Raw genomic sequence first — 22,528 nt, forward strand, 5'->3', positions numbered from 1 at the left:
TTCATGAAAAAAATAGTCTACATCTTTATCTTCCTTTTATTTACTAATTATAATTTTGCTCAAACAAAAAGCAAACAAACCACAGATAATAGCCAGCCAATAGTACTTGGAATTACAGATAAATTAAAATCGACCGAGCTTGGTGAGACAAGAACAATAAATATATACTTACCCGAAGGGTATAATAAAAAAGATACTATAAAATATCCCGTTATATATATCCTTGATGGCGGTGTCGAAGAAGACTTTATTCATATTACAGGAATCGTACGGTTTAATACACAATCTTGGATAGCAAGATTTCCAAAATCTATCGTTGTTGGAATAGAGAATACGAATCGAAGACGTGATTTTACATTTGCCGTTCCTAATTTGGACTTTGTTGAAAAAATGGGATTCAAGAAAAAAAGTTTTCCTCAATACGGTGGGTCTGATAAGTACATTGCTTTTCTAGAAAAAGAATTACAACCTTATATTGATAAAAAATTCAATACGAGCAATCATAAAACTATTATTGGCGAATCATTGGCAGGGCTTTTGGCGACCGAAATTTTATTAAAACACCGAAATTTATTTGACAATTATATAATCATAGCCCCTAGTTTATGGTGGGGTAATCAATCCTTATTAGCAGAAGCTCATAAATTGCTTAAAGTAAAAGACAACAAACCTGCACGAGTATATATTGCAGCTTGCAATAAAGAGGAAGACAAAACAATGTATGATGATGCCATATCATTAAGTGAAACGCTAAAGCAAAATGACGCAAAGAGTACTAAAGTATATTATGATTATATCCAAAACGAAATTCACTCGACTGTAATTCATCAAGGAGTTTACAATGCTTTTAAAGCTTTTTATCCAAAAACTATTTACGAGAAATAAAATTATCATAACCTTCATAATATAAATTTAAAAATCATGACCGAAGATCAAGAATACATATACGATTCATTAGTAAACCAAATCAAAATGGGATTTTTCCCTGTTGAGGAGATTAAAAACATAATTTGGGAACAAGTCGAAGATGAAGGTTTTGAAGATGAGATATCAGAAAAATGGGTAAACAAAACTATCGATGCCGAATTTAAAAAACACCAAGAAGCAAGTAAAGGTTGGAAATCACCAACAGATACTGAAAGGCTTGTAAAAGCTTTTAATGAGTTGAGCCAATCAAATATCATTGCGCTTCATAATGCCGGTTACACTACCAGCGAAGGCGAAGGCGAAGTTGTTGAAGTAGAAATAGAACTAAGGAAACAACAAGTACAATCAGATGGATACTGTTTTTACCACCAACAGGATTTAGAAAGAGCTATTGATCCTGAGAGCAGAAATTTAATGATCGCTTTTCAGAAGATTGATAATTCAGATGATATGGTTACAATAGAAATAGGTAAAAAAGTAGCCGAAAAACTTAAAGATAATGGCTTCGAAATAATTTGGAACGGAACTGCTCTTACCAAAATAGAGATTCCAAACTTTGATTGGCAAAAAGTTTATAGTGAATCTGATGAGGATTTACTAAACCATAATAGAGTATTGCAGTTTATGATATTGTAATTCCGTCTAACAGTCTATAATCTTTCTTAAAGTCCAAACCTTTAACAAAGATTATTCGTAGAGCTAAGAAAAACGCCATAATAAATCCTCAAACGAAGCCTTAGATTTTTCTTATCCCTTTGAACCTTAAAGACCTCACTCTATTTTTTACAAAAAAATTAACATTACACTTATTCTTACAAGCAAAAATTCATATTATATTTGATTCATCTTTTTAGAACTATCTAAAAATGAAATCATCAACATACAAAAAAACCAAACAAAATGACAAAAGTAATCACTGTTCTAACTATTGCCTTGTTCTCTATGGGCGTAAGTGCTCAAGAAGCTAAACCAACTACTAAAAAAGAAACTTCTTCGAAAACAATGAGTAAAGCTGATATCGAAAAATGTAAAGCTAAATGCAAAGCCGAAGGAAAAAAATGTGATAAAGACATGGCTGGTAAAGATGCCAAAAAATGTTGCTCTAAGAAATAATACTTCATTGTATTCTATAAAAAATGCCTCAATTTCTTGAGGCATTTTTTTATATTTGTTCATTACGGAGAATTATCTTATTTTGTATATGATTATTTCACTCGAACACTCCATTCAAAATCCATTTCGGATACTTGAATTCCCTTTTCATCAGTCCCTATTGATTTCATCCAAAAGGTTTGCCCCTCTCCCGTTTCAATTGTTCTTTGTATAGCCTCGGCTATTAAATGACCGTCGTTACAGACAAATGTAATGCGCCCAGTTGCTTTTTTAGTAAAGTTCCCTTTGTTATTAGCTACAAGCATCGAAATTTTACGTCCACTTTTTTGAATTTCGGATATTACCAATGCTCCAGTTGTAAGCTCAGCAGCCATAGCTTGTACCGCAAAATACATAGAATTGAAAGGATTCTGGTTTATCCAACGGTGCTTTACCGTTACAACGCATTTATTTTCGTCGATTTCCTTTACACGTACCCCACAAATAAAGGCCGATGGTAATTTGAATAATACAAATTTGTTTAATTTAGAAACTGAAATTGCCATTAGATTTATTTTTTTATGTAAAAATACAAAAAAACTATGCACGCACAATAAATTGTTTTTACTTTCATAAAACACCAACAAAAACAGCTAATTCCATTGATTTCCAATGCTTTTTTAATTGAATCAGAACTTTATATTTGTTAAAATTTTGTTAATAATTAGTACTATGCAAAACAAGATACTGTCTTTTAGCTATATATTTGTATAAGAAATTACTATATGCTTTTAATCATGGAAACAACACCACTAATCATGGAAACAACATCAGAAAGAAACACAGCCACATTTACTCATTTGAGTACATTAACTCAATATTTTATTCCATTTGGGAATTACATCTTCCCGACATTAATATGGTCGAGTAAAAAAGACAAATCAGAATTTGTAAATCATCATGGAAAACAAGCTTTAAATTTTCAATTAAGTTTATTATTATACACTTTGATTCTTGCTTTAATTGCTATTCCAATTTTTGTTTTTGTAATCTTCAAGAACATTCCGATGGATGTAATTATTAACGATAATGATTTCACGATGAATAATTTTAACCTTGGAGATAATATCGGAATCCTAAGTATTGGAGTATTGGCAATTTTAATTTTTGGAATGCTAAAAATAGTTGAATTCTTTTTAGTTATTTATGCATCAATAAAAGCTTCAAACGGAGAATTATATAAATATCCGATTACTATTCCTTTTATTAAGTAATGCAAAAAGTTAAAAGTTATATACAATATAAGAGCCTAGCCCTGATAGAAGCGGCATCCTTTTTCTGGCTCTTTTCGCCAGAAAAAGATATAGCGGAGAGCAGGAGATAGCTTCAAAAATCATCAATCAATCATCAATCAAAAAACGAATCGTCAATCTAAACAAAACAAAATGAAATTATGAACATTGAAAACACAAAAGCACAGATGCGCAAAGGTGTTCTTGAGTTTTGTATCTTATCTGTACTGAAAGAAAAAGATGCTTATACATCGGAAATATTAGACACTTTGAAAAACGCAAAATTACTGGTTGTAGAAGGAACTATTTATCCATTATTAACCAGATTAAAAAATGATGGTTTACTAAATTATCGCTGGGAAGAATCGACTTCTGGACCACCACGAAAATATTATGGATTAACCGAAATAGGCCTAACATTTTTAAACGAACTAAATAGTACCTGGAATGAACTTTCGGATGCTGTAACACTAATCACCAATCAAAAACAATAATCATGAACAAAACTGTAAATATTAACTTAGGAGGCATGTTTTTTCACATAGATGAAGATGCATACTTGAAACTGACGCGCTATTTTGACGCTATAAAACGTTCTTTGAGTAACTCTTCTGGTAAAGACGAAATTATTAAAGACATTGAAATGCGTGTATCGGAATTATTAACCGAGAAACAAAAAAGTGAAAAACACGTTGTGGGATTAAAAGACGTGGATGAGGTTATAGCAGTAATGGGGCAACCTGAAGACTATATCCTAGAAGAAGAAGCTAATTCATCTAATCAATCATTTAGCGACTCTGGAACTAGAAGAACCAAAAAATTATACCGTGATAAAGAAAAAGGTATGATTGGTGGTGTAGCAACTGGTTTGGGTCATTATTTTGGAATAGACGCAGTTTGGTTAAAAATCATGTTCCTGATATTTGTTTTTGCTGGATTTGGAACTGGAATCGTAGCCTATATCGTTTTATGGATTGTAACTCCCGAAGCTGTAACAACTTCGGAAAAACTAGAAATGACTGGTGAGCCTGTTACAATTTCGAATATCGAAAAAAAGGTACGTGAAGAAATCGAGACTCTTTCGGATAAATTTAAAAATGCTGATTACGACAAAATGGGAAACCAGGTAAAGTCAGGTGCCGAAAGAATAGGAAGCAGTTTTAGTGATTTCATTATGACAGTTTTTAAAATTTTTGCTAAGTTTTTAGGAATTATTTTAATCATCTCAGGAATAACTGTATTGCTATTTTTATTAATTGGAGTTTTTACTTTGGGAACAAATCTTTTTATTGAATTCCCTTGGCAAAACTTTGTAGATGCAGGAAACTTTACTGACTACCCTATCTGGATGTTTGGTTTATTAATGTTCTTTGCTGTTGGAATTCCATTTTTCTTTATGACCTTATTGGGTTTTAAATTATTGGCTCCAAACATGAAATCTATAGGTAATATTGCAAAATACACCTTACTTGCTATTTGGATTATTGCAATGGCGCTAGCAATAAGTGTTGGAATAAAACAAGCTACTGAAGTTTCATATGAGAACAAAACAGTACAAAAATATCCTATAAACATTAAAACTACCGATACTCTTTTTGTAAAGTTTAAGTATAATGATTACTATGCTAAAGACCTAAATCATCGCAATGATTTCGAGTTTGTGCAAGATTCTGCAAACAACCAATTGATATATTCTACCAATATTAGTTTGCATGTATTACGCACTGACGAAAAAAATGCATACATTCAAATCGAAAAAAATGCCAGAGGAAAATCTTTTATAGATGCTAAGAAAAGAGCAGATAAAATATATTATAAATTTGAAATAAAAGGAAATCAACTACTACTTGACAACTATCTTTTAACGGATGTTAAAAACAAATTTAGAGATCAAGAAGTAAAAATATACTTATACTTGCCTGAAGGCCAACTATTAAAACCAGATGCTTCAGTAGAAGATTATGATGAATCTAATGATAATTTCTTTAATTTACATTTTAGTTCTGATGATTACATCTATAAAGTAGGAAGTTCTAAAGTTAAATGTATGAACTGCCCAATATCTGAAAATGATTTTGATGATGTAGAAACCAATACAAACGATACCATAAATGAAGTTTCGGTTAAAATAAATGGGAAAGAAGTTCTGAACGGAAAGAAAACTTCAGGACACTTGACTACAGATAAAAACGGAGTTATAATTAAAATTAACTAGTCATGATGAAGATAATTATTTGTGTTACCAAGTTTATAGTTGTTACTTTAACAGCTTTATTATTTGCATCTTGCAACTTTTCAACCAACTTTAAATCAATAAATGGAAGCGGAAAAGTTGTTACTGAAAAACGAAATATTCAAGGAAATTTTGAAAATGTATCCGTTAGCAATGCTATAGATCTTGTAATTGAACAATCAGACAAAACAGAAATTTCTGTAGAAGCTGATGATAATTTAATAAATAAAATAACTACTAAGATTGAAGGAAATACTTTAGTAATTAAATGTGACTATAATTCTTTTAGCAACATAAAATCTAAAAAAGTTATTGTAAAAATGCCAATCATTACTAACATAAAAGCTTCGAGCGCATCTACTGTAAAAACCATAAACGTTATAAGAGGAGAAGATATTAACTTAGATGCATCAAGTGCTGCAGATATGAATATAAATATCGAATCGGATGCTATTACCTGTGAAACAAGCAGCGCTAGTAATATAGCTATTGAAGGGAAAGCATTAAAATTAAATGTATCTGCATCTAGCGGAAGCGGGATCAATGCAAAGAGAATGTTGGCAAATGATATTGATGCCCAAGCTTCCAGCGGTGCTTCAATACAGGTACATCCTGTTTTAAGTTTAAAAGCAAAAGCGAGTAGCGGAGGAAACATTAATTACAACTCAATTCCAAAATCTATCGAAAAGAAATCAAGTTCAGGAGGAAACATCGATCAAGAGTAATACTTAAATAGTCCTTAAAATTATACTAATCATCCATCAAAAGTGGATGGTTTTTTTATATTTGTAAAAAACTAAATTTAATGAAAAAATACACTCTAGTGCTTCTGCTTTTAGTTGCCTCAACGACAACTTTCGCACAAAAAAAAGAAAAGATAAAAGGATCTAAAATAGTAACTATCGCATCTAAAGAAATAGGTGAATTCAATAGCCTTGAGGTTAATGACAATCTTGAAGTTTACTTGGAACGTGGAGAAAAGAATGAAATAAAAATTGAAGCTGATGATAATCTTCATGAAATTATTGAAATGGATCTAAACGGAAAAGCGCTTCGTATTTACACATCCAAAGCTGCCAGTATCTTTAAAAAACTAATTGTAAGAGTAACTTACACCAAGGATTTAACTAAAGTTATTGCAAAAAACACTACTGTAGTAAACGCAATTCAGGAGCTCCAACTTGACGAAATTACTTTCAACTCTGTAGATTATTCAAAATTATTTTTGAATGTAAACTCTAAAAAATTTGCTTTAATAGCTGACAATAAATCAAAAACAGAATTGAATTTAAAATCAGAAAATGCTAGTGTTCAATTAAGTAAAAATGCAGGTCTAAAAGCATTAGTTGTTGCAACAGATTTTAAATGTGATTTATATCAAAAATCAAATGCAGCTATTGAAGGCTCTGCTAAAAATGGAACTTTTAGGGTAGACAATAACTCTATCTTTACAGGAAATAAATTCACAGTAAAGAATGCAAATGTTACAGCCGAAAATTACTCTACTTGTAGTTTACTTGCTGAGACTACAATTACTATTGCTGCAGGAGACAAAGCTGAAGTACAACTTTTGGGAACACCAAAAATTGAGCTAACTCGTTTTAGTGAAGAAGCCAAATTATTTAAAAGATTGAAATAAAAAATATTTTGACTTTATATATTAACAACTACGTATAAAATAAGGACTTTATTCTGTCCCATCAAAAATTATTTAACAAAAAAATCCCTTTCGAAAGGGATTTTTTTTGTTAAATAAAAAGGCAAAACTTAAAAACTTTATATTTAGTCTTTTGAAGCCAAGTATCTTTCAGCATCCAAAGCTGCCATACATCCAGTACCTGCAGCAGTAATAGCTTGACGATACACATGATCTGCTGCATCTCCTGCTACAAAAACACCTGCAACGTTAGTATTTGATGTTCCGGGAGTATTGATTATATATCCTGTTTCATCAAGCGTTAAATAATCTTTAAAGATATCTGTGTTTGGTTTATGACCAATTGCCACAAAAAACCCAGTTGCTGGAATATCAAAAATTTCACCTGTAGTTTTATTTTTTGCTTTTACAGCAGTAACTACTTGTTCATCACCAACTACTTCTACCGTATCGTGATTCATTAAAATTTCGATATTTTCAGTTTTACGAACACGGTCTTCCATAATTTTTGAAGCCCTGAATTTCTCGCTTCTTACCAACATAGTAACCTTTTTACAAAGTTTAGACAGGTAATGTGCTTCTTCACAAGCTGAATCTCCGGCTCCAACAATTACAACCTCTTGGTTTCTATAAAAGAATCCGTCGCAAACTGCACAGGCAGAAACTCCACCACCCATTTTTAAATAATGTTGCTCTGATGGTAATCCTAAATATTTAGCAGATGCTCCAGTAGAAATAATTACTGTTTCGCAATGTAACTCAATAGTATCATTAATCCATACTTTATGGATATCTCCAGAGAAATCTACTTTTGTAGCCCAGCCATCACGGATATCGGCACCAAAGCGTTCCGCTTGCTTTTGCAATTGTATCATCATTTCTGGTCCAGTAACTCCATCAACATATCCTGGAAAATTTTCCACTTCATTAGTTGTGGTTAGTTGTCCTCCAGGTTGCATTCCTTGGTATAAAACCGGATTCATATTAGCTCTGGCGGCATATATAGCAGCAGTATAACCTGCTGGTCCAGAACCTATAATTAGGCATTTTATTTTTTCAATTGTATCTGACATAATTTTATTTTTTTCTGAAATACAAATGTATACTTTATTATAAAAATTTGCGCCTTAAATAAATCCTAAATAACTATATCAAAATAAATAAAATTTATTTTGATATATTGTTTTGACAAACGAATAATTTGTATATCTTTGCACCCGCTTTCGGGGTGTAGCGTAGCCCGGTTATCGCGCCTGCTTTGGGAGCAGGAGGCCGCAGGTTCGAATCCTGCCACCCCGACAAAAGTCTTTTCATTTATTTGAAAAGACTTTTTTTTTACCCGAGGATCTATTTTATGCAGATAAAAACTACCTAAAAATATTGAAAAGTACAAAAATTACCTTATATTTACTGCATAATGTTCCATGCATTTATTAATGCTACGTTTATTTTGCATTTTTATTCAATTTCTTGATCAGTACATATAGTAGATTAAAATGACATCGTATCGCATAATAAAAACCATAGAAAAATAACACAAACTCCCCTTTCAAATATAAATAAAGATAAATCTACCATAACTACTGAAAAAAGTCACCAGCTTTCGAAGTTGCGAAAACTAAAATATTATCAAAAAACGAATCCCTATATTAATAATTAACCAATCTAAATTATTATTTAAAAACACAATATAAGGTTACGCCACAAAAGCTAACTTCCAAAACACGAAACAACAACCAATTGAGAGCCAACCTCTCTAAAAAGTTATTATTTCGAACCACATACAAATAAAAAAAAACAAACCCCGAAACAAACAAACAAAAATCATCTATTAAAGATATTGTGTAATTTAAAAATAGTGCACTGTCAAATGACGATTAATCAGGGTTTAACAAATGTTAACAAAATAGATTTTAAAAAACCATAAATAATCGTATTTTTACGGTTCAAAATTCAGAAAATAAATGGGCAAAATCATTGCGATTGCTAATCAAAAAGGAGGCGTTGGAAAGACTACAACATCTGTAAATCTTGCAGCCTCATTAGGTGTTTTAGAAAAAAAAGTATTACTAATAGATGCTGACCCTCAGGCAAATGCTACATCAGGACTTGGTATTGACGTAGAAGTTGTAGAAATCGGAACCTATCAAATACTGGAACATAGTCATACACCAAAAGAAGCTATTATTCAATGCACAGCTCCAAACGTGGATGTGATTCCGGCTCACATTGACCTTGTAGCTATCGAAATCGAATTGGTAGATAAAGAAAACAGAGAATATATGCTAAAAAAAGCATTAGAGAGCGTTAAAGATGAGTACGATTATATTATTATCGACTGTGCTCCTTCATTAGGACTTTTAACTCTAAATGCTTTAACTGCGGCTGACTCTGTAGTTATTCCAATTCAATGTGAATATTTTGCACTTGAAGGTTTAGGAAAATTACTAAACACTATTAAAAGCATTCAAAAAATTCACAACCCAGACTTGGATATTGAAGGATTGTTACTAACCATGTACGATTCAAGATTACGACTATCAAATCAAGTTGTTGAAGAGGTTCAAAAACACTTTAACGATATGGTTTTCGATACTGTTATCCAACGAAATGTAAAATTAAGCGAAGCCCCTAGTTTTGGCGAAAGCATTATAAACTATGACGCTACAAGTAAAGGAGCAGTTAATTATATAAATCTAGCTCAAGAAATTATAAAGAAAAACAGTAAATAGTTTTTATGACAAAAGCAATTAAAAAACAAGCCTTAGGAAGAGGATTGTCTGCATTATTAAAAGATCCAGAAAACGATATAAAATCTGTAGATGATAAAAATGCTGATAAAGTTGTTGGAAATATTATAGAGCTTGAAATTAGTGCTATAGAAATAAATCCGTTTCAACCCCGAAGCAATTTTAATGAAGATTCGTTACGTGAGCTAGCCACTTCTATCAAAGAACTTGGTGTGATTCAACCTATAACTGTTCGAAAATTAGACTTTAATAAATACCAATTAATTTCTGGAGAACGTCGTTTACGAGCTTCAACATTAGTTGGATTAAATACTGTACCCGCGTATATACGAATTGCAAATGACAACGAATCGTTAGTTATGGCATTGGTTGAAAACATTCAACGTCATGACTTGGATCCGATAGAAATTGCACTTTCTTACCAACGTTTAATTGATGAAATACAATTAACTCAAGAACAAATGAGTGACCGTGTTGGTAAAAAACGTTCAACAATTGCAAACTACTTGCGTCTCTTAAAACTTGATCCGATTATCCAAACTGGTATTCGTGATGGCTTTATTAGTATGGGACATGGTCGTGCAATTATAAACATCGAGGATTTAGATGTTCAAACTGACATTTATCAAAAAATTGTTAGCCGTAATTTATCTGTACGAGAAACGGAAGCTCTAGTGAAAAATTACCACGAAAGTTTAAAACCGAAACCAGCTGGAAAACCGAATACGTCTTCTTTTGACATTGAAGAAGATCAAAAAAACACGTTTACAAATTATTTTGGCGCAAAAGTTGACATCAAAGTAGCAGGAAACGGAAAAGGAAAAATTACAATTCCATTTCACTCAGAAGAAGACTTTGCCAGAATCATCAAATTAATTAAAGGCTAGTGAATAAGATAGTTCCCATAGGTCTATTATTTTTCTTACTAGGAAGCACAACTGTTTTTGCTCAGTCAAAAAAAGAAGACACTGCCTTGATAGCAAAGGATACTTTAAAATCAAATGACATAGACCCGCTTACTCCGGCAAAAGCAGCTTTTTACTCAGCTATTTTACCAGGTTTAGGACAAGCATACAATAAAAAATATTGGAAAATCCCCCTTGTTTATGGAGCAATCGGAACAAGTTTATATTTCTATATTGATAACAACAAAAAGTACCATCAATATAGAGATGCTTATAAACGAAGATTAGAAGGCCATAAAGATGACAACTTTCAATATCTAGACGATAGTAGACTTATTGCTGGTCAAAAGTTTTATCAACGTAATCGAGATCTATCTGCCCTGGTAACCTTGGGCTTTTATGTTTTAAATATAATAGATGCAAATGTTGACGCAGCATTGATACAATTTAACGTCAATGAAAGATTATCATTACGCCCAGAAATTTATCCCGACGATGTAACATTAAGACCAAACGTCGGACTAACATTTAATTACCATTTTTAGATTGTAGTATTACACTTTATTCTTAAAATATAAAACAAAACACAAAAATGAAAATTGCGCTTTTAGGATACGGAAAAATGGGGCAGGTAATCGAAAGAATTGCTTTAGAAAGAGGTCATGAAATTGTCTTAAAAAAGGATGAATTCAATACTTACAAAGGACTTGAAACCGCCAACGTAGCCATTGATTTTAGTGTTCCGACAGCTGCAGTTGCAAACATTTCAAATTGTTTTAACAACAATGTCCCTGTAGTTTCTGGAACAACAGGCTGGCTAGAACATTATAACGAAATGGTCGCTCTTTGCAATGAAAAAAAAGGAGGATTCATCTCTAGTTCAAATTTTAGCTTAGGCGTAAATATTTTCTTTGAACTTAATGAACATTTAGCTAGAATCATGTCTAAATTTGATAGCTACAGAGTAGAAATGGAAGAAATCCATCATACTCAAAAATTAGATGCCCCAAGCGGAACTGCTATTTCATTAGCAAAAGGCGTAATCGAAAATAGCCCCTACACCAACTGGACTCTAGACGAGGCAAAACCTACAGAAATTCATATCGAAACTAAAAGAATTGGTACTGTTCCTGGAACACATACTGTAACATATAATTCAGGCATTGATAGTATAGAAATAAAACATACAGCACATAACCGAGAAGGCTTTGCTCTTGGAGCAGTAATGGCCGCAGAATGGCTTGCTGGAAAACAAGGTATCTTCACAATGAAAGATGTTTTGGAATTTTAAATAAAACAACATTAGAAATATAAAAATTCATTTATCAAAATTTATATTTTAAACTTTAAAACAAATTAGCATGACACTATATTTATGGTTTTTATTCTTCTTAGCAGTGCAAGTTATTCACTTTATAGGAACTTGGAAATTATATGAAGCTGCAGGAAGAAAAAGTTGGGAAGCTGCAATTCCTGTATATAATGCTATTATACTAATGAAAATTATTGGACGACCAACTTGGTGGACAATATTACTTTTTATTCCGATCATTAACCTGATTATGTTTCCTGTTATATGGATTGAAACCTTAAGAACTTTTGGAAAAAAATCTACTTTAGATACCATCTTAGGCCTTGTAACTTTCGGTTTTTACATCTATTATATAAATTACACTCAAAAATTAGTTCATAATCCAAATAGAAGCCTAGTCCCTGAAAGTAAAACCGCTGATACCGTTAGCTCCCTTCTTTTTGCTATAATTGTAGCTACTTTAGTTCACACTTATATTGTACAACCTTATACAATTCCAACTTCGTCATTAGAAAAATCATTACTTATTGGCGATTTCTTATTTGTAAGCAAATTAAACTATGGCCCTAGAGTTCCCATGACTACTGTTGCTTTACCAATGGTTCATGACTCTATACCTATGACAAAACAGAAATCATACCTAAAATGGCCACAATTACCTTATTTTAGACTTCCTGCTTTTGAGCAAATAAAACGAACAGATATTGTCGTTTTTAACTGGCCAATGGATACTGTTTATAAATTTTTTGATACTTCTGGGAGAAGAGCAGACAAGCCAATTGATAAAAAATCAAATTATGTAAAAAGATGTGTCGGTATTCCTGGTGATAGCTTAGCAATAAAAGACGGAATCGTTTATATAAACGGAAAAGTATTGGTTCTACCTGAAAGAGCAAAACCACAATACTCTTATGCAGTGGCTTTGGATGGAAAAACTCCTATCGATTTTGAATCTTTATTACGAGAATTAGACATCACAGATGGTGCAGGTTTTAAAGATGATGTGAAAAAAGATACTCTTTACTTTAGAGCATTAACAGAAGCTAGTGCAGCAAGATTAAGAAATGTTCCTGGAATTACTTATGTCAAAAGAGAGATTGCAAGAGGTGTAGATCCAGGTATTTTTCCACAATTAGATAATTGGAATGCAGATAATTTTGGTCCGATATATATTCCACAAAAAGGAAAAACTGTTGCATTAACAACCAAAACTTTGCCTTTTTATAAAGCGATTATAAAAGAATATGAAGGAAACAATCTACAAGTAAATGGTTCTGAGATACGTATTAACGGAAAAGTTGCAACAACATATACTTTTGAACAAGATTATTACTGGATGATGGGAGATAACCGTCATAACTCAGAGGATAGCCGCTACTGGGGCTACGTTCCAGAAAATCACATTGTTGGAAAACCAGTATTCATCTGGATGAGTTGGGACACAAATGGTAAAGGAATAAATAAAGTGCGCTGGGATAGAGTTTTCACTACTGTAAATGGTGATGGTCAGCCACAATCATACTTTAAATATTTCTTATTTGCCCTAGCAGCCTTTTTCATTGGAGAATATTTTTGGAAAAAAAGAAAAGAGAAAAAGAACCTATAGCAGCTAGGACTTAAAAAATAATCTTGACTTAAAAAAATTGATATGACATTTTATTCATGGTTTATATTCTTCCTAATTGTTCAAGTAATCCATTTTATAGGAACATGGAAATTATATGTGACAGCTGGAAGAAAAAGCTGGGAAGCTGCTATTCCTGTTTACAATGCCATTGTATTAATGAAAATTATCAGCCGACCTACTTGGTGGACGTTGTTACTTTTTATTCCGATTATTAACCTGATTATATTTCCTGTAGTTTGGATTGAAACATTACGAACTTTTGGAAAAAAAACGACATTAGACACTATTCTAGGACTTGTTACATTTGGATTTTACATCTATTATGTAAACTATACTCAAAAACTAGAATACAATGCCAATAGAAGTTTAAAACCCGAAAGCAAAACCGTTGAAACATTTAGCTCGCTTCTTTTTGCAATAATTGTTGCAACTTTAGTTCATACGTATATTATTCAACCATTTACGATACCAAGTTCTTCATTAGAAAAAACATTGTTAGTTGGCGATTTTCTATTTGTAAGTAAACTAAATTATGGTCCAAGAATACCAATGACAACTGTAGCTTTACCTATGGTACATGATACAATTCCAGGATTACAAAAGAAATCGTATTTATTTAATGATGATGTAACTCAAAAAAAGACTTCATTATTAAACAAGCTTCAACTACCATATTTAAGACTACCTGCTTTTGAAGAAATAAAACGCAATGATATTGTTGTTTTTAACCAACCAGCAGATACGCTTTTGGACATGAATAATTTTTCGCCAGATAGAAATTATTACAAACCAATCGACAAAAAAACTAACTTAGTAAAAAGATGTGTTGGAGTTCCAGGAGATACCTTAGAAATCAGAAATGGACTTGTCTATATCGACGGGAAAGAAATGAAACAAACTGAAAGAGTTAGACTACAGTTTTCTTACACTATTAAATTCAAGGTTAAGTTCTCTTCATATGAAGAAATCGCTAATCTTTTAAGACAATATGATATTACTGACGATGTAGGTTACGACCCTAAAACCGATAGCTATTACGTACAGGCAACTCCAGAAGCAGTTAGCAAGGCTAAAAATAATCCTTACATAGAAAGCCTAGAACTAAGAAAAGAAAACAAAGGCGAAAGAGATCCTAAAATATTCCCACATAATAAAAATTACAACTGGAATAATGATTTTTTTGGACCACTTTATATTCCTGAAGAAGGAAAAACGATTGACATCAATTTAAATGTTCTTCCTGTTTATAAACGCCTAATTACAGAATATGAAGGTAATGATTTAACAGTTAAAGGAAATCAAATTTTAATTAATGGTAAGATTGCTACAACCTATACCTTTAAGCAAAATTACTACTGGATGATGGGTGATAACAGAGACAACTCAATCGATGCCAGATATTGGGGTTTTGTACCTTTTGATCATGTCATAGGAAAACCAGTATTCATATGGATGAGTTGGGATACACATGGCAAAGGACTTAATAAAATTCGCTGGAATAGAGTTTTTACTACTGTAGATGGCGAAGGTCAACCACAATCATATTTCAAATATTTCTTATTCCTTTTAGCAGCCTACTTTGTTGGCGAATATTTTTGGAGAAAAAGAAAAGAGAAAAAAGCATAACTCGTTTATTCGTTGAACTGCCTAATTGTTTACTTACTTTTCCAAAACAATTAACCAATCAAACAAAAAATCACATGAATTCACTATTACTCCCAACCTATTTCCCTTCAATTAGCCACTGTGCTGTAATGGCACAATCTGAAACCATTACGTTTGAAATAGAAGATAATTTCCAAAAACAAACCAATAGAAACCGTACTTATATTTACAGTCCAAACGGAATTCAATTACTAAACATACCTATAAAGCACTCTAAAAACGCACATCAAAAAACTAAAGATATTCAAGTAGAGAATGAATTTGATTGGCAAAAGCAACATTTTAAATCATTAGAAGCAGCCTATAGAAGCTCTCCTTTTTTTGAATTTTTCGAAGATGATATCCGCCCTATTTTTGAAAAAAAACATCAATTTTTAATCGACGTAAATTTCGAAGCTTTGGATATTGTTTCGAAATGCATGCGAATGAAATTAGAGTACGGTAAAACCTTAGAATACTTTCACGACACAGATGGCGCCATTTCGGATTTTAGAACCTTAGCGAACGGAAAAAAGGACAATAATGTATTTGAGAGCTATACTCAAGTTTTTGATGATAAACATGGTTTTATAAATAACCTAAGCGTATTGGATCTGATCTTTAATGAAGGAAAGTATGCAATGGAATATTTAAAGAATCAAAAAATATAATTTACTGTATTACTCCATAGATAGTGTTGCCAAAACAGGAAAATGGTCTGAGTTTTCAAAATCTGAAAAACTTTCAAATTTCTTTACTTTCATATTATTATCAGCAAAAATATAATCGATTCTCGCAGGATAATAACGAAACTTATATGTAGCTCCAAATCCTTCGCCTGCTTCTTCAAAACTATCCTTTAATTTCCCTTTTATATTACGATAAACATATGAGAAAGGACTATTATTCATGTCTCCACATATTATAAGAGGGTAAGTACATTCTTTTTTATTCTCTCTGAAAATTTCTGCCTGCTCTTGCTGTTGCTTGAATGCCTTACTTATTCGGGAAAGAATACGTTGTGATTTTTCCTGATTCATCACATCAATATTTTCAGAAATTTCATCTACATCTGGTGAAATCTTAATCGACTGCAAGTGCATATTATAAACTCTTATAATATCCTTACCACGCTTAATATCGGCATAAATCACATTATTATTCGAATTAGGAAAAACAATATTTCCTTGGTACAATATAGGAAACTTAGAAAAGATTGCCTGACCGGTTTTAATCTTATTCCCTCCCATAAATATATATCTATGTGGATAAACTTTTAGATCAATATGAGCTGAATTTGAAAATTCTTGAATACATAAAATGTCTGGATTTTTTTCATCTATAAAGGCTTTTATATCAAGAGGAACATCCTCTCTATCGATCCATTTAAAAACATTAAACAGTCGTACATTATAACTCATTACCGTAAAATCCTTTTCATTTTTAATATACTCTTTAGTCGAAAATTTATAAAATTTATTTATAAAAGTAATTCCCATCAAGAGAACTAATCCTGATAGAATCATTCGCTTCTTAAACTGAATTGCCCAATAAAAAAAGAATAATCCATTAAATACAAAAAACAACGGCATAAACAAAGTAAATACCGACAAAAGAGGAAACATCTTAGGAGCTAAAAAAGGCAAAATATAAGCACTGAATGTCAACACAGTAAGTACTATATTCAAAAAGAACATTATTTTATTAAACCATGAAAGATTCTTCATTACACTTTAATTAATAATTTTTATTTCCCAGCTTTAAATAAAAATTCTTTTTCTTCTTTTGTTAAACAATCATAACCTGACTGACTAATTTTATCTAAAATCTCATCTATTTGCTGTTGAGTTTTATCTTTAGTTACAATTTTAGAGGTAGTTCTTTGAGTAGTTATATTATTGTAATTTTTATGTACCTTCTTAAATGGAGTCGAGGGTGATTTCTTGAATAAATTAGTAAAAAAATCTAAAACACGAGTTACAATCTTACTTAGATCAAAACCACTTTGTAATAATTTAATAAAAACAAATCCGAAAACAGCACCAGCAAGATGAGATATATGTCCCCCCATATTACCTAATCGAAACTGCATTAGGTCTAATACTAAAATAACGACAGTAATATGCCATAATTTTACATTACCGATAAGCAACAAACGAACCGTCATTAATGGCTGATAAGTCGTTGTAGCAACTAGAATCGCCATAATAGCAGCTGAAGCTCCAACTACAGAAGAGTCAAGACTTAGGAAATAAAAACTAAGAGCAAATACTACTCCTGCAAAGATTGCACTTAAAATGTACAATCCCAAATATTGTTTTTCAGTAAAAAAGGTCAAAAACAAAGAACTAGTAAAATTTAAAATCAACATATTAAACAACAAATGCAGAAACCCATCATGGAAAAAAGCATAAGTAAGGAATGTCCAAGGTTTAAATAAAAAATCCGCTGGTTCTGATGATAATGCCAACCAACTCGGAAAAGCAAATTGACCTATCGAAAACTGATAAAAAAAAACTAATGAAACTAAAAAACAGGCGATATTCCAATAGATTACTCGCTGAGCAATTCCTCCTAATTTATATTGCAATTTTAAATCGTCTAATATATTCATATGTCTTTTCTGTTTATAATATAAGTAATAAATCTAAAAAATTAATTCCAACGATTATTATTAAACTGAGTCTTTTTCCAATACCACATCATTAAATATCCAACAAGTGCCCCTCCAATGTGGGCAAAATGAGCAATACCTGTGCCTCCACTACCAAACAATGAACTTCCTTTAAAACCTAAAAATAAATCGACAGCGATGATTCCAGGCACAAAATACTTAGCTTTTATAGGCACCGGAATAAACATAAGAGCCAACTCAGCATTAGGAAACATGAAAGCAAAAGCTACCAGAAGTCCATAAATTGCTCCCGAAGCTCCAACCATAGGTGTTTGATTAATTATAGAGGCATCAAATAAACTTTTAAAATTAACCTCATTTAATAAATTAGTTTTTCCTACTTTATCTAAAATTGGCCTGATACCATCCATGAATAAATCACCACGGTAACTCCCACCATCTGTGAAATTCACGTTTAATATTTGATGTAATGAACTATCTGACAAACCTAAATTAGATGCACCTTCTAAAACATTTTGTATTTGAAGGTAATTAAATCCTAACTGCAACAAAGCTGCTCCAAGTCCACATGAAATATAAAAGAATATAAACTTTTTCCCTCCCCAAAAATGCTCCAATGCAGATCCAAAAGAGACCAATGCAAACATATTAAACGCAATATGCATAAATCCTCCGTGCATAAACATATGCGTAATTGGCTGCCAAAGCTTAAATTGATAATTCTCTGGAAAATAAAGCGAGAAATACTCATAAGAAACTGGCACTAATTGTGAACCTAGGAAAAAAATAATATTAATTATCAATAATTGTTTTACAACTGGAGTCATATTCATCATAAGGCAAATTTTTTATCTATATCTTCCACACGCATTGTGATGAAAGTTGGTTTTTGAAATGGAGAAATATTTGGATCTTTACAAGCAAAGAGTCCGTTTACTAAATTATCTTGTTCTTTTTCTGTTAAATAGGAGCCCGTTTTTACAGCCATACTTTTCGCCATTGATTTAGCGATTGTATCATTTTGAGAAAAACTACTTTCTGGAATTCCATCTTGCAAATCACTTAACAATTGTTCTATAACCAATGACACTTCACTTTCGGTACTATTAACAGGTATTCCTGAAATCACAATATGATCTTCCGAAGAAGACTCAAAAACAAAACCAGTATTTACAAGTGATAATTGTAATTCCTTAATGATTTCCAAATCTGTAGATGAGTAAAATAAATTTAAAGGGAATAACAATTGTTGGCTAGAAGCCTGATTAACGGTCATATTATGCAAAAACTGTTCGTATAAAATACGTTGATGAGCCCGTTGCTGATCTACAATCACCATTCCTGATTTTATAGGTGAAACAATATATTTTTTATGAATTTGATAGGTCTTATGAACAGTTTGCTCGATCTCATTATCATTAAATAAAGACGAGGTTACCTCTTCATTTTCAAAAGACATCATCCCTATTTCCTCGGTGTCTTGCTTTAAACCTACATATAAACTTTCCCAACTAGCTGTTGGCTCTGGTTTTTTATAACTAGAATACGAATTAGAACTACCAGAACTAGAGCCACTACTAAAACTAGAACCTGAATTAGAATAATGTTTATTTGTTTTATCATCCGTAAAGGGATTAAAAGTACCATCAACCTGAATTGTTGGCGTTTCTCCTTCTAAATCTTTATAATGGTAAGGGGTATCTAAATTAGCATCTCGATCAAAATCCAAAACAGGAGCTACATTAAATTGCCCTAAACTGTGCTTAATAGATGCTCTTAAAATAGCATATAAAGCTTGCTCATCATCAAACTTAATTTCGGTTTTTGTTGGGTGAATATTAATATCAATCGTATTAGGTGGCACTGATAAGTACAAGAAATAACTTGGCTGGGCACCATCTTTTAAAATCCCCTCATAAGCAGCCATAACTGCATGATGCAGATAACTGCTTTTAATAAAACGATCGTTAACAAAGAAAAACTGCTCTCCCCTACTTTTTTTAGCAAATTCTGGTTTACTCACAAATCCTTTTATGGCTACGATTTCAGTTTCTTCATTTACAGGAACTAATTTCTCATTTGTTTTACCTGCAAAAATCCCAACAATACGTTGTCTAAAGCTAGAAGGGGGTAAATTAAACATTTCACTTCCGTTATGATAAAAAGTAAAATGAATATTAGCATGTGCCAAAGCTACACGCTGAAACTCATCCATAACATGGCGAAATTCAACCGTATCTGACTTCAAGAAATTTCTTCGGGCAGGTATGTTAAAAAACAAATTTTTAACCGCGAATGAAGTTCCTACTGGCAAAACAGCTACTTCCTGCGATACAAATTTACTGCCTTCAATAACAATATGTATTCCTAGCTCCTCCTGATCTTGTTTAGTTTTCATTTCCATATGAGCAATTGCAGCAATAGATGCTAATGCCTCGCCACGAAATCCTTTGGTGTGCAAAGAAAACAAATCTTCTGCCTGGCGTATTTTGGAAGTTGCATGACGTTCAAAACACAAACGTGCATCAGTAACACTCATCCCAGAACCATTATCAATGACTTGTACCAATGACTTCCCAGCATCTTTGATGATTAATTTAATATCTGTTGCTTTTGCATCGACTGCGTTTTCTAAAAGTTCTTTCACCACCGATGCAGGTCTTTGAACCACTTCTCCAGCAGCAATTTGATTGGCAACATGATCAGGAAGTAATTGTATAATACTCGACATTAAAAAAAATTTGGGTTTATAGTTTAGATCTTTGGTATAAAACCAAAGATTACAAATTTAATGAATTTCTATTGGGTTTTATAGCTTTATGAATCATAAAAAAAACAAAAAAACCTATACTGTTTTTACACAGTATAGGCATCAATATTCTTACAGATGTATTTTTATTTTTCTAACTCCAATGGTTTGTCTTCTATTTGAAGCGCCCCACTTGACAACAACGGCTGGTCTTGAAACTGATTTAAAGATGCTTGCTGACGGATATATGCCATTTTTATCGCTGCAATAGCGGCCTCGGTACCTTTGTTGCCATGAATACCACCACTCCTATCAATAGATTGTTGCATGTTATTATCTGTCAACACACAAAAAATAACGGGAATATCAGTTTGAACATTCAAATCTTTAATTCCTTGCGTCACACCTTCGCATACAAAATCAAAATGTTTTGTTTGTCCTTGAATTACACATCCAATAACAATTACGGCATCAACATTTTGAGTTTGCAACATTTTTTTTGCTCCATAGATCAACTCAAAACTTCCAGGAACATTCCATCGAATAATTTGTTGTGCAGGAACTTGATTCTCAATAAATGTTTCAAAAGCGCCATTATAAAGGCCTTCTGTTATAGTGTCATTCCACTCAGAAACAACAATCCCAAATCGAAAATTTTTCGCATTTGGGACTGTGTTTTTATCGTAATCTGATAAATTTTTATTTTCGGTAGCCATCTTTATTATTTAAGATTTTAGAATTTCAATTATAAGACTGCTAAAATACAAATCTTAAATGTAAATTTCTAACTCTACAATTATTTATTGCGCTAATCCAATCAATACATCTACAGAAGCTGCTTCTGGAGTTGCATCATAGTTCTCTTTAACATCTGTAAAATACTTAAGAGCGTCAGATTTTTGACCTAAAGTCAAAGCTGTTTTACCTGCCTTAAGCAAGAAACGTGGCGTAGTAAAATCATTTTTATTTAATTCAGCCGCTTTTACATAATAATCTAAAGCTTCTTTTTGTTGATTTTTTTGAGAATACGCATCACCTATTGCACCTTTCGCCAATGCGCCTAAAATTAAATCTTTAGACTTAAATTTACCCAAATAAGAAATTGCTTCATCATATTTACCAGTATTTAAATAAGCAATACCAGCATAATAATTTGCTAAATTCCCAGCATCAGTTCCAGAATATTCATCTGCAATTTTCACAAATCCAAATTTACCTTCCGAACCATTCAATGCTAATTTATACAAAGAATCACTAGCTACTCCATTAGTTGCTTTTTCAAAATTTTGTTGAGCAACAAACATTTCATTAGCGGCCTCTTCTTGTTTAGGAGAAGCGATAAATTTTTGGTAAACCAAATAACCTATAGTTCCTACAGCAATCGCAGCAACTAACCCAATAATAATTTTTTGGTTTCTAGCAACCCAGTCCTCTGTTCTAGAAGCAGTCTCATCTAATTTAGAAAAAACTTCAGCAGTTGTACTGTTTTTCCCATCAAGAATTACTTGTTGCTCTTCATTAACAACTTCATCTTTAACTTCTTTTTCTTTAGGTGCTTTATATCCTCTTTTATTGTAAGTAGCCATTTAAAAATAATTTAGTGAACGGCAAAAATAAAATTTTTATTGAAACTTACATGAAAAAAATCAACTTTAAATTAATTTTAAAAAAATTTCCCTCAAAATCGAACTTTTTCATGTATAAA

Annotated in this window: 23 protein-coding genes and 1 tRNA gene; 16 read left to right on the forward strand and 8 right to left on the reverse strand. The window is 31.9% G+C overall.

Annotated features, from left to right (window positions below; all coding sequences use genetic code 11):
- The first annotated feature begins 3 nt into the window (after positions 1 to 3).
- The 3 genes from IUY40_RS03035 to IUY40_RS03045 all read left to right on the forward strand — a co-directional run bounded on the left by IUY40_RS03035 (position 4) and on the right by IUY40_RS03045 (position 2,040).
- Positions 4 to 885 carry an alpha/beta hydrolase-fold protein gene (locus IUY40_RS03035; RefSeq protein WP_195735418.1) on the forward strand — a complete coding sequence of 294 codons (882 nt, stop codon included), beginning with the start codon at positions 4 to 6 and terminating at the stop codon, positions 883 to 885.
- A 36-nt stretch (positions 886 to 921) separates the two neighbouring features.
- Positions 922 to 1,563, forward strand: coding sequence for a hypothetical protein (locus IUY40_RS03040; protein WP_195735419.1), 642 nt, complete (start codon positions 922 to 924; stop codon positions 1,561 to 1,563).
- A 264-nt stretch (positions 1,564 to 1,827) separates the two neighbouring features.
- A complete protein-coding gene (locus tag IUY40_RS03045) occupies positions 1,828 to 2,040 on the forward strand; it encodes a hypothetical protein (protein WP_195735420.1) in 213 nt (70 codons plus the stop codon).
- Between the two features lie 92 nt (positions 2,041 to 2,132).
- On the opposite strand, the gene IUY40_RS03050 is transcribed toward IUY40_RS03045, so the two are convergent.
- Positions 2,133 to 2,585 carry a DUF4442 domain-containing protein gene (locus tag IUY40_RS03050; RefSeq protein WP_195735421.1) on the reverse strand — a complete coding sequence of 151 codons (453 nt, stop codon included), beginning with the start codon at positions 2,583 to 2,585 and terminating at the stop codon, positions 2,133 to 2,135.
- Between the two features lie 231 nt (positions 2,586 to 2,816).
- On the opposite strand from IUY40_RS03050, the gene IUY40_RS03055 reads away from it, so the two are divergent.
- From IUY40_RS03055 to IUY40_RS03075, 5 genes are all read left to right on the forward strand, one after another.
- On the forward strand, positions 2,817 to 3,293 hold the full coding sequence (locus IUY40_RS03055) for a DUF4870 domain-containing protein (RefSeq protein WP_229335324.1): 477 nt from the start codon (positions 2,817 to 2,819) through the stop codon (positions 3,291 to 3,293).
- A gap of 179 nt (positions 3,294 to 3,472) precedes the next feature.
- Positions 3,473 to 3,805: a PadR family transcriptional regulator gene (locus IUY40_RS03060; RefSeq protein WP_195735422.1), complete on the forward strand. Its 333-nt coding sequence runs from the start codon at positions 3,473 to 3,475 to the stop codon at positions 3,803 to 3,805.
- Between the two features lie 2 nt (positions 3,806 to 3,807).
- Positions 3,808 to 5,526 (forward strand): PspC domain-containing protein, encoded by a 1,719-nt coding sequence (locus tag IUY40_RS03065; protein WP_195735423.1) that lies wholly within the window; start codon positions 3,808 to 3,810, stop codon positions 5,524 to 5,526.
- 2 nt (positions 5,527 to 5,528) lie between these two features.
- Positions 5,529 to 6,269, forward strand: coding sequence for a head GIN domain-containing protein (locus tag IUY40_RS03070; RefSeq protein WP_195735424.1), 741 nt, complete (start codon positions 5,529 to 5,531; stop codon positions 6,267 to 6,269).
- Positions 6,270 to 6,349: 80 nt separating this feature from the next.
- Positions 6,350 to 7,183, forward strand: a complete 834-nt coding sequence (locus IUY40_RS03075; protein ID WP_195735425.1) for a DUF2807 domain-containing protein — start codon at positions 6,350 to 6,352, stop codon at positions 7,181 to 7,183.
- Between the two features lie 143 nt (positions 7,184 to 7,326).
- Here the strand turns inward: IUY40_RS03075 and trxB are convergent, their stop codons facing one another.
- On the reverse strand, positions 7,327 to 8,274 hold the full coding sequence (gene trxB, locus IUY40_RS03080; protein ID WP_195735426.1) for a thioredoxin-disulfide reductase: 948 nt from the start codon (positions 8,272 to 8,274) through the stop codon (positions 7,327 to 7,329).
- Positions 8,275 to 8,425: 151 nt separating this feature from the next.
- Here trxB and IUY40_RS03085 point away from each other — a divergent pair.
- The 8 genes from IUY40_RS03085 to IUY40_RS03120 all read left to right on the forward strand — a co-directional run bounded on the left by IUY40_RS03085 (position 8,426) and on the right by IUY40_RS03120 (position 16,110).
- Positions 8,426 to 8,500: transfer RNA gene (locus IUY40_RS03085), tRNA-Pro, on the forward strand.
- 665 nt (positions 8,501 to 9,165) lie between these two features.
- Entirely contained in the window at positions 9,166 to 9,933 is a 768-nt protein-coding gene (locus tag IUY40_RS03090) for an AAA family ATPase (protein WP_035627818.1), read from the forward strand.
- 5 nt (positions 9,934 to 9,938) lie between these two features.
- Entirely contained in the window at positions 9,939 to 10,838 is a 900-nt protein-coding gene (locus IUY40_RS03095; protein ID WP_195735427.1) for a ParB/RepB/Spo0J family partition protein, read from the forward strand.
- Entirely contained in the window at positions 10,838 to 11,401 is a 564-nt protein-coding gene (locus IUY40_RS03100) for a DUF5683 domain-containing protein (RefSeq protein WP_195735428.1), read from the forward strand. The genes IUY40_RS03095 and IUY40_RS03100 overlap by 1 nt, the downstream gene beginning before the upstream one ends.
- Positions 11,402 to 11,448: 47 nt before the next feature.
- Entirely contained in the window at positions 11,449 to 12,147 is a 699-nt protein-coding gene (gene dapB, locus IUY40_RS03105) for a 4-hydroxy-tetrahydrodipicolinate reductase (protein WP_195735429.1), read from the forward strand.
- A gap of 70 nt (positions 12,148 to 12,217) precedes the next feature.
- Positions 12,218 to 13,774, forward strand: a complete 1,557-nt coding sequence (lepB, locus tag IUY40_RS03110; RefSeq protein WP_195735430.1) for a signal peptidase I — start codon at positions 12,218 to 12,220, stop codon at positions 13,772 to 13,774.
- Positions 13,775 to 13,816: 42 nt separating this feature from the next.
- On the forward strand, positions 13,817 to 15,421 hold the full coding sequence (lepB, locus tag IUY40_RS03115; RefSeq protein WP_195735431.1) for a signal peptidase I: 1,605 nt from the start codon (positions 13,817 to 13,819) through the stop codon (positions 15,419 to 15,421).
- A gap of 74 nt (positions 15,422 to 15,495) precedes the next feature.
- Positions 15,496 to 16,110 carry a WbqC family protein gene (locus IUY40_RS03120; protein WP_195735432.1) on the forward strand — a complete coding sequence of 205 codons (615 nt, stop codon included), beginning with the start codon at positions 15,496 to 15,498 and terminating at the stop codon, positions 16,108 to 16,110.
- A 9-nt stretch (positions 16,111 to 16,119) separates the two neighbouring features.
- Here IUY40_RS03120 and IUY40_RS03125 read toward each other — a convergent pair whose 3' ends face one another.
- The 6 genes from IUY40_RS03125 to IUY40_RS03150 all read right to left on the reverse strand — a co-directional run bounded on the left by IUY40_RS03125 (position 16,120) and on the right by IUY40_RS03150 (position 22,409).
- Positions 16,120 to 17,166: an endonuclease/exonuclease/phosphatase family protein gene (locus IUY40_RS03125; protein ID WP_195735433.1), complete on the reverse strand. Its 1,047-nt coding sequence runs from the start codon at positions 17,164 to 17,166 to the stop codon at positions 16,120 to 16,122.
- 20 nt (positions 17,167 to 17,186) lie between these two features.
- Positions 17,187 to 18,053: a rhomboid family intramembrane serine protease gene (locus IUY40_RS03130; protein ID WP_195735434.1), complete on the reverse strand. Its 867-nt coding sequence runs from the start codon at positions 18,051 to 18,053 to the stop codon at positions 17,187 to 17,189.
- Between the two features lie 41 nt (positions 18,054 to 18,094).
- Positions 18,095 to 18,910 (reverse strand): rhomboid family intramembrane serine protease, encoded by an 816-nt coding sequence (locus IUY40_RS03135; RefSeq protein ID WP_195735435.1) that lies wholly within the window; start codon positions 18,908 to 18,910, stop codon positions 18,095 to 18,097.
- Positions 18,907 to 20,805, reverse strand: coding sequence for a DNA mismatch repair endonuclease MutL (mutL, locus tag IUY40_RS03140; RefSeq protein ID WP_195735436.1), 1,899 nt, complete (start codon positions 20,803 to 20,805; stop codon positions 18,907 to 18,909). The genes IUY40_RS03135 and mutL overlap by 4 nt, the downstream gene beginning before the upstream one ends.
- A 164-nt stretch (positions 20,806 to 20,969) precedes the next feature.
- The gene (gene ribH, locus IUY40_RS03145) at positions 20,970 to 21,539 is read right to left on the reverse strand and encodes a 6,7-dimethyl-8-ribityllumazine synthase (RefSeq protein ID WP_195735437.1); all 570 of its coding nucleotides are present in this window, start codon (positions 21,537 to 21,539) and stop codon (positions 20,970 to 20,972) included.
- An 84-nt stretch (positions 21,540 to 21,623) separates the two neighbouring features.
- Entirely contained in the window at positions 21,624 to 22,409 is a 786-nt protein-coding gene (locus IUY40_RS03150) for a tetratricopeptide repeat protein (RefSeq protein ID WP_195735438.1), read from the reverse strand.
- Positions 22,410 to 22,528: the final 119 nt, after the last annotated feature.

The organism is Flavobacterium sp. ALJ2 (genome assembly GCF_015594725.1).
Classification (GTDB): domain Bacteria; phylum Bacteroidota; class Bacteroidia; order Flavobacteriales; family Flavobacteriaceae; genus Flavobacterium.

Bases quoted from the DNA above. Each gene is read 5' to 3' on its own strand.
- IUY40_RS03135 (WP_195735435.1), bottom strand. From the start codon at position 18,910: ATGATGAATATGACTCCAGTTGTAAAACAATTATTGATAATTAATATT.
- IUY40_RS03045 (WP_195735420.1), top strand. From the start codon at position 1,828: ATGACAAAAGTAATCACTGTTCTAACTATTGCCTTGTTCTCTATGGGC.
- IUY40_RS03040 (WP_195735419.1), top strand. From the start codon at position 922: ATGACCGAAGATCAAGAATACATATACGATTCATTAGTAAACCAAATC.
- IUY40_RS03095 (WP_195735427.1), top strand. From the start codon at position 9,939: ATGACAAAAGCAATTAAAAAACAAGCCTTAGGAAGAGGATTGTCTGCA.
- IUY40_RS03130 (WP_195735434.1), bottom strand. From the start codon at position 18,053: ATGAATATATTAGACGATTTAAAATTGCAATATAAATTAGGAGGAATT.
- IUY40_RS03150 (WP_195735438.1), bottom strand. From the start codon at position 22,409: ATGGCTACTTACAATAAAAGAGGATATAAAGCACCTAAAGAAAAAGAA.
- lepB (WP_195735430.1), top strand. From the start codon at position 12,218: ATGACACTATATTTATGGTTTTTATTCTTCTTAGCAGTGCAAGTTATT.
- IUY40_RS03075 (WP_195735425.1), top strand. From the start codon at position 6,350: ATGAAAAAATACACTCTAGTGCTTCTGCTTTTAGTTGCCTCAACGACA.
- IUY40_RS03090 (WP_035627818.1), top strand. From the start codon at position 9,166: ATGGGCAAAATCATTGCGATTGCTAATCAAAAAGGAGGCGTTGGAAAG.
- IUY40_RS03065 (WP_195735423.1), top strand. From the start codon at position 3,808: ATGAACAAAACTGTAAATATTAACTTAGGAGGCATGTTTTTTCACATA.
- IUY40_RS03050 (WP_195735421.1), bottom strand. From the start codon at position 2,585: ATGGCAATTTCAGTTTCTAAATTAAACAAATTTGTATTATTCAAATTA.
- IUY40_RS03125 (WP_195735433.1), bottom strand. From the start codon at position 17,166: ATGAAGAATCTTTCATGGTTTAATAAAATAATGTTCTTTTTGAATATA.
- IUY40_RS03060 (WP_195735422.1), top strand. From the start codon at position 3,473: ATGAACATTGAAAACACAAAAGCACAGATGCGCAAAGGTGTTCTTGAG.
- IUY40_RS03055 (WP_229335324.1), top strand. From the start codon at position 2,817: ATGGAAACAACACCACTAATCATGGAAACAACATCAGAAAGAAACACA.
- IUY40_RS03120 (WP_195735432.1), top strand. From the start codon at position 15,496: ATGAATTCACTATTACTCCCAACCTATTTCCCTTCAATTAGCCACTGT.
- IUY40_RS03035 (WP_195735418.1), top strand. From the start codon at position 4: ATGAAAAAAATAGTCTACATCTTTATCTTCCTTTTATTTACTAATTAT.
- lepB (WP_195735431.1), top strand. From the start codon at position 13,817: ATGACATTTTATTCATGGTTTATATTCTTCCTAATTGTTCAAGTAATC.
- IUY40_RS03070 (WP_195735424.1), top strand. From the start codon at position 5,529: ATGATGAAGATAATTATTTGTGTTACCAAGTTTATAGTTGTTACTTTA.
- ribH (WP_195735437.1), bottom strand. From the start codon at position 21,539: ATGGCTACCGAAAATAAAAATTTATCAGATTACGATAAAAACACAGTC.
- trxB (WP_195735426.1), bottom strand. From the start codon at position 8,274: ATGTCAGATACAATTGAAAAAATAAAATGCCTAATTATAGGTTCTGGA.
- mutL (WP_195735436.1), bottom strand. From the start codon at position 20,805: ATGTCGAGTATTATACAATTACTTCCTGATCATGTTGCCAATCAAATT.
- dapB (WP_195735429.1), top strand. From the start codon at position 11,449: ATGAAAATTGCGCTTTTAGGATACGGAAAAATGGGGCAGGTAATCGAA.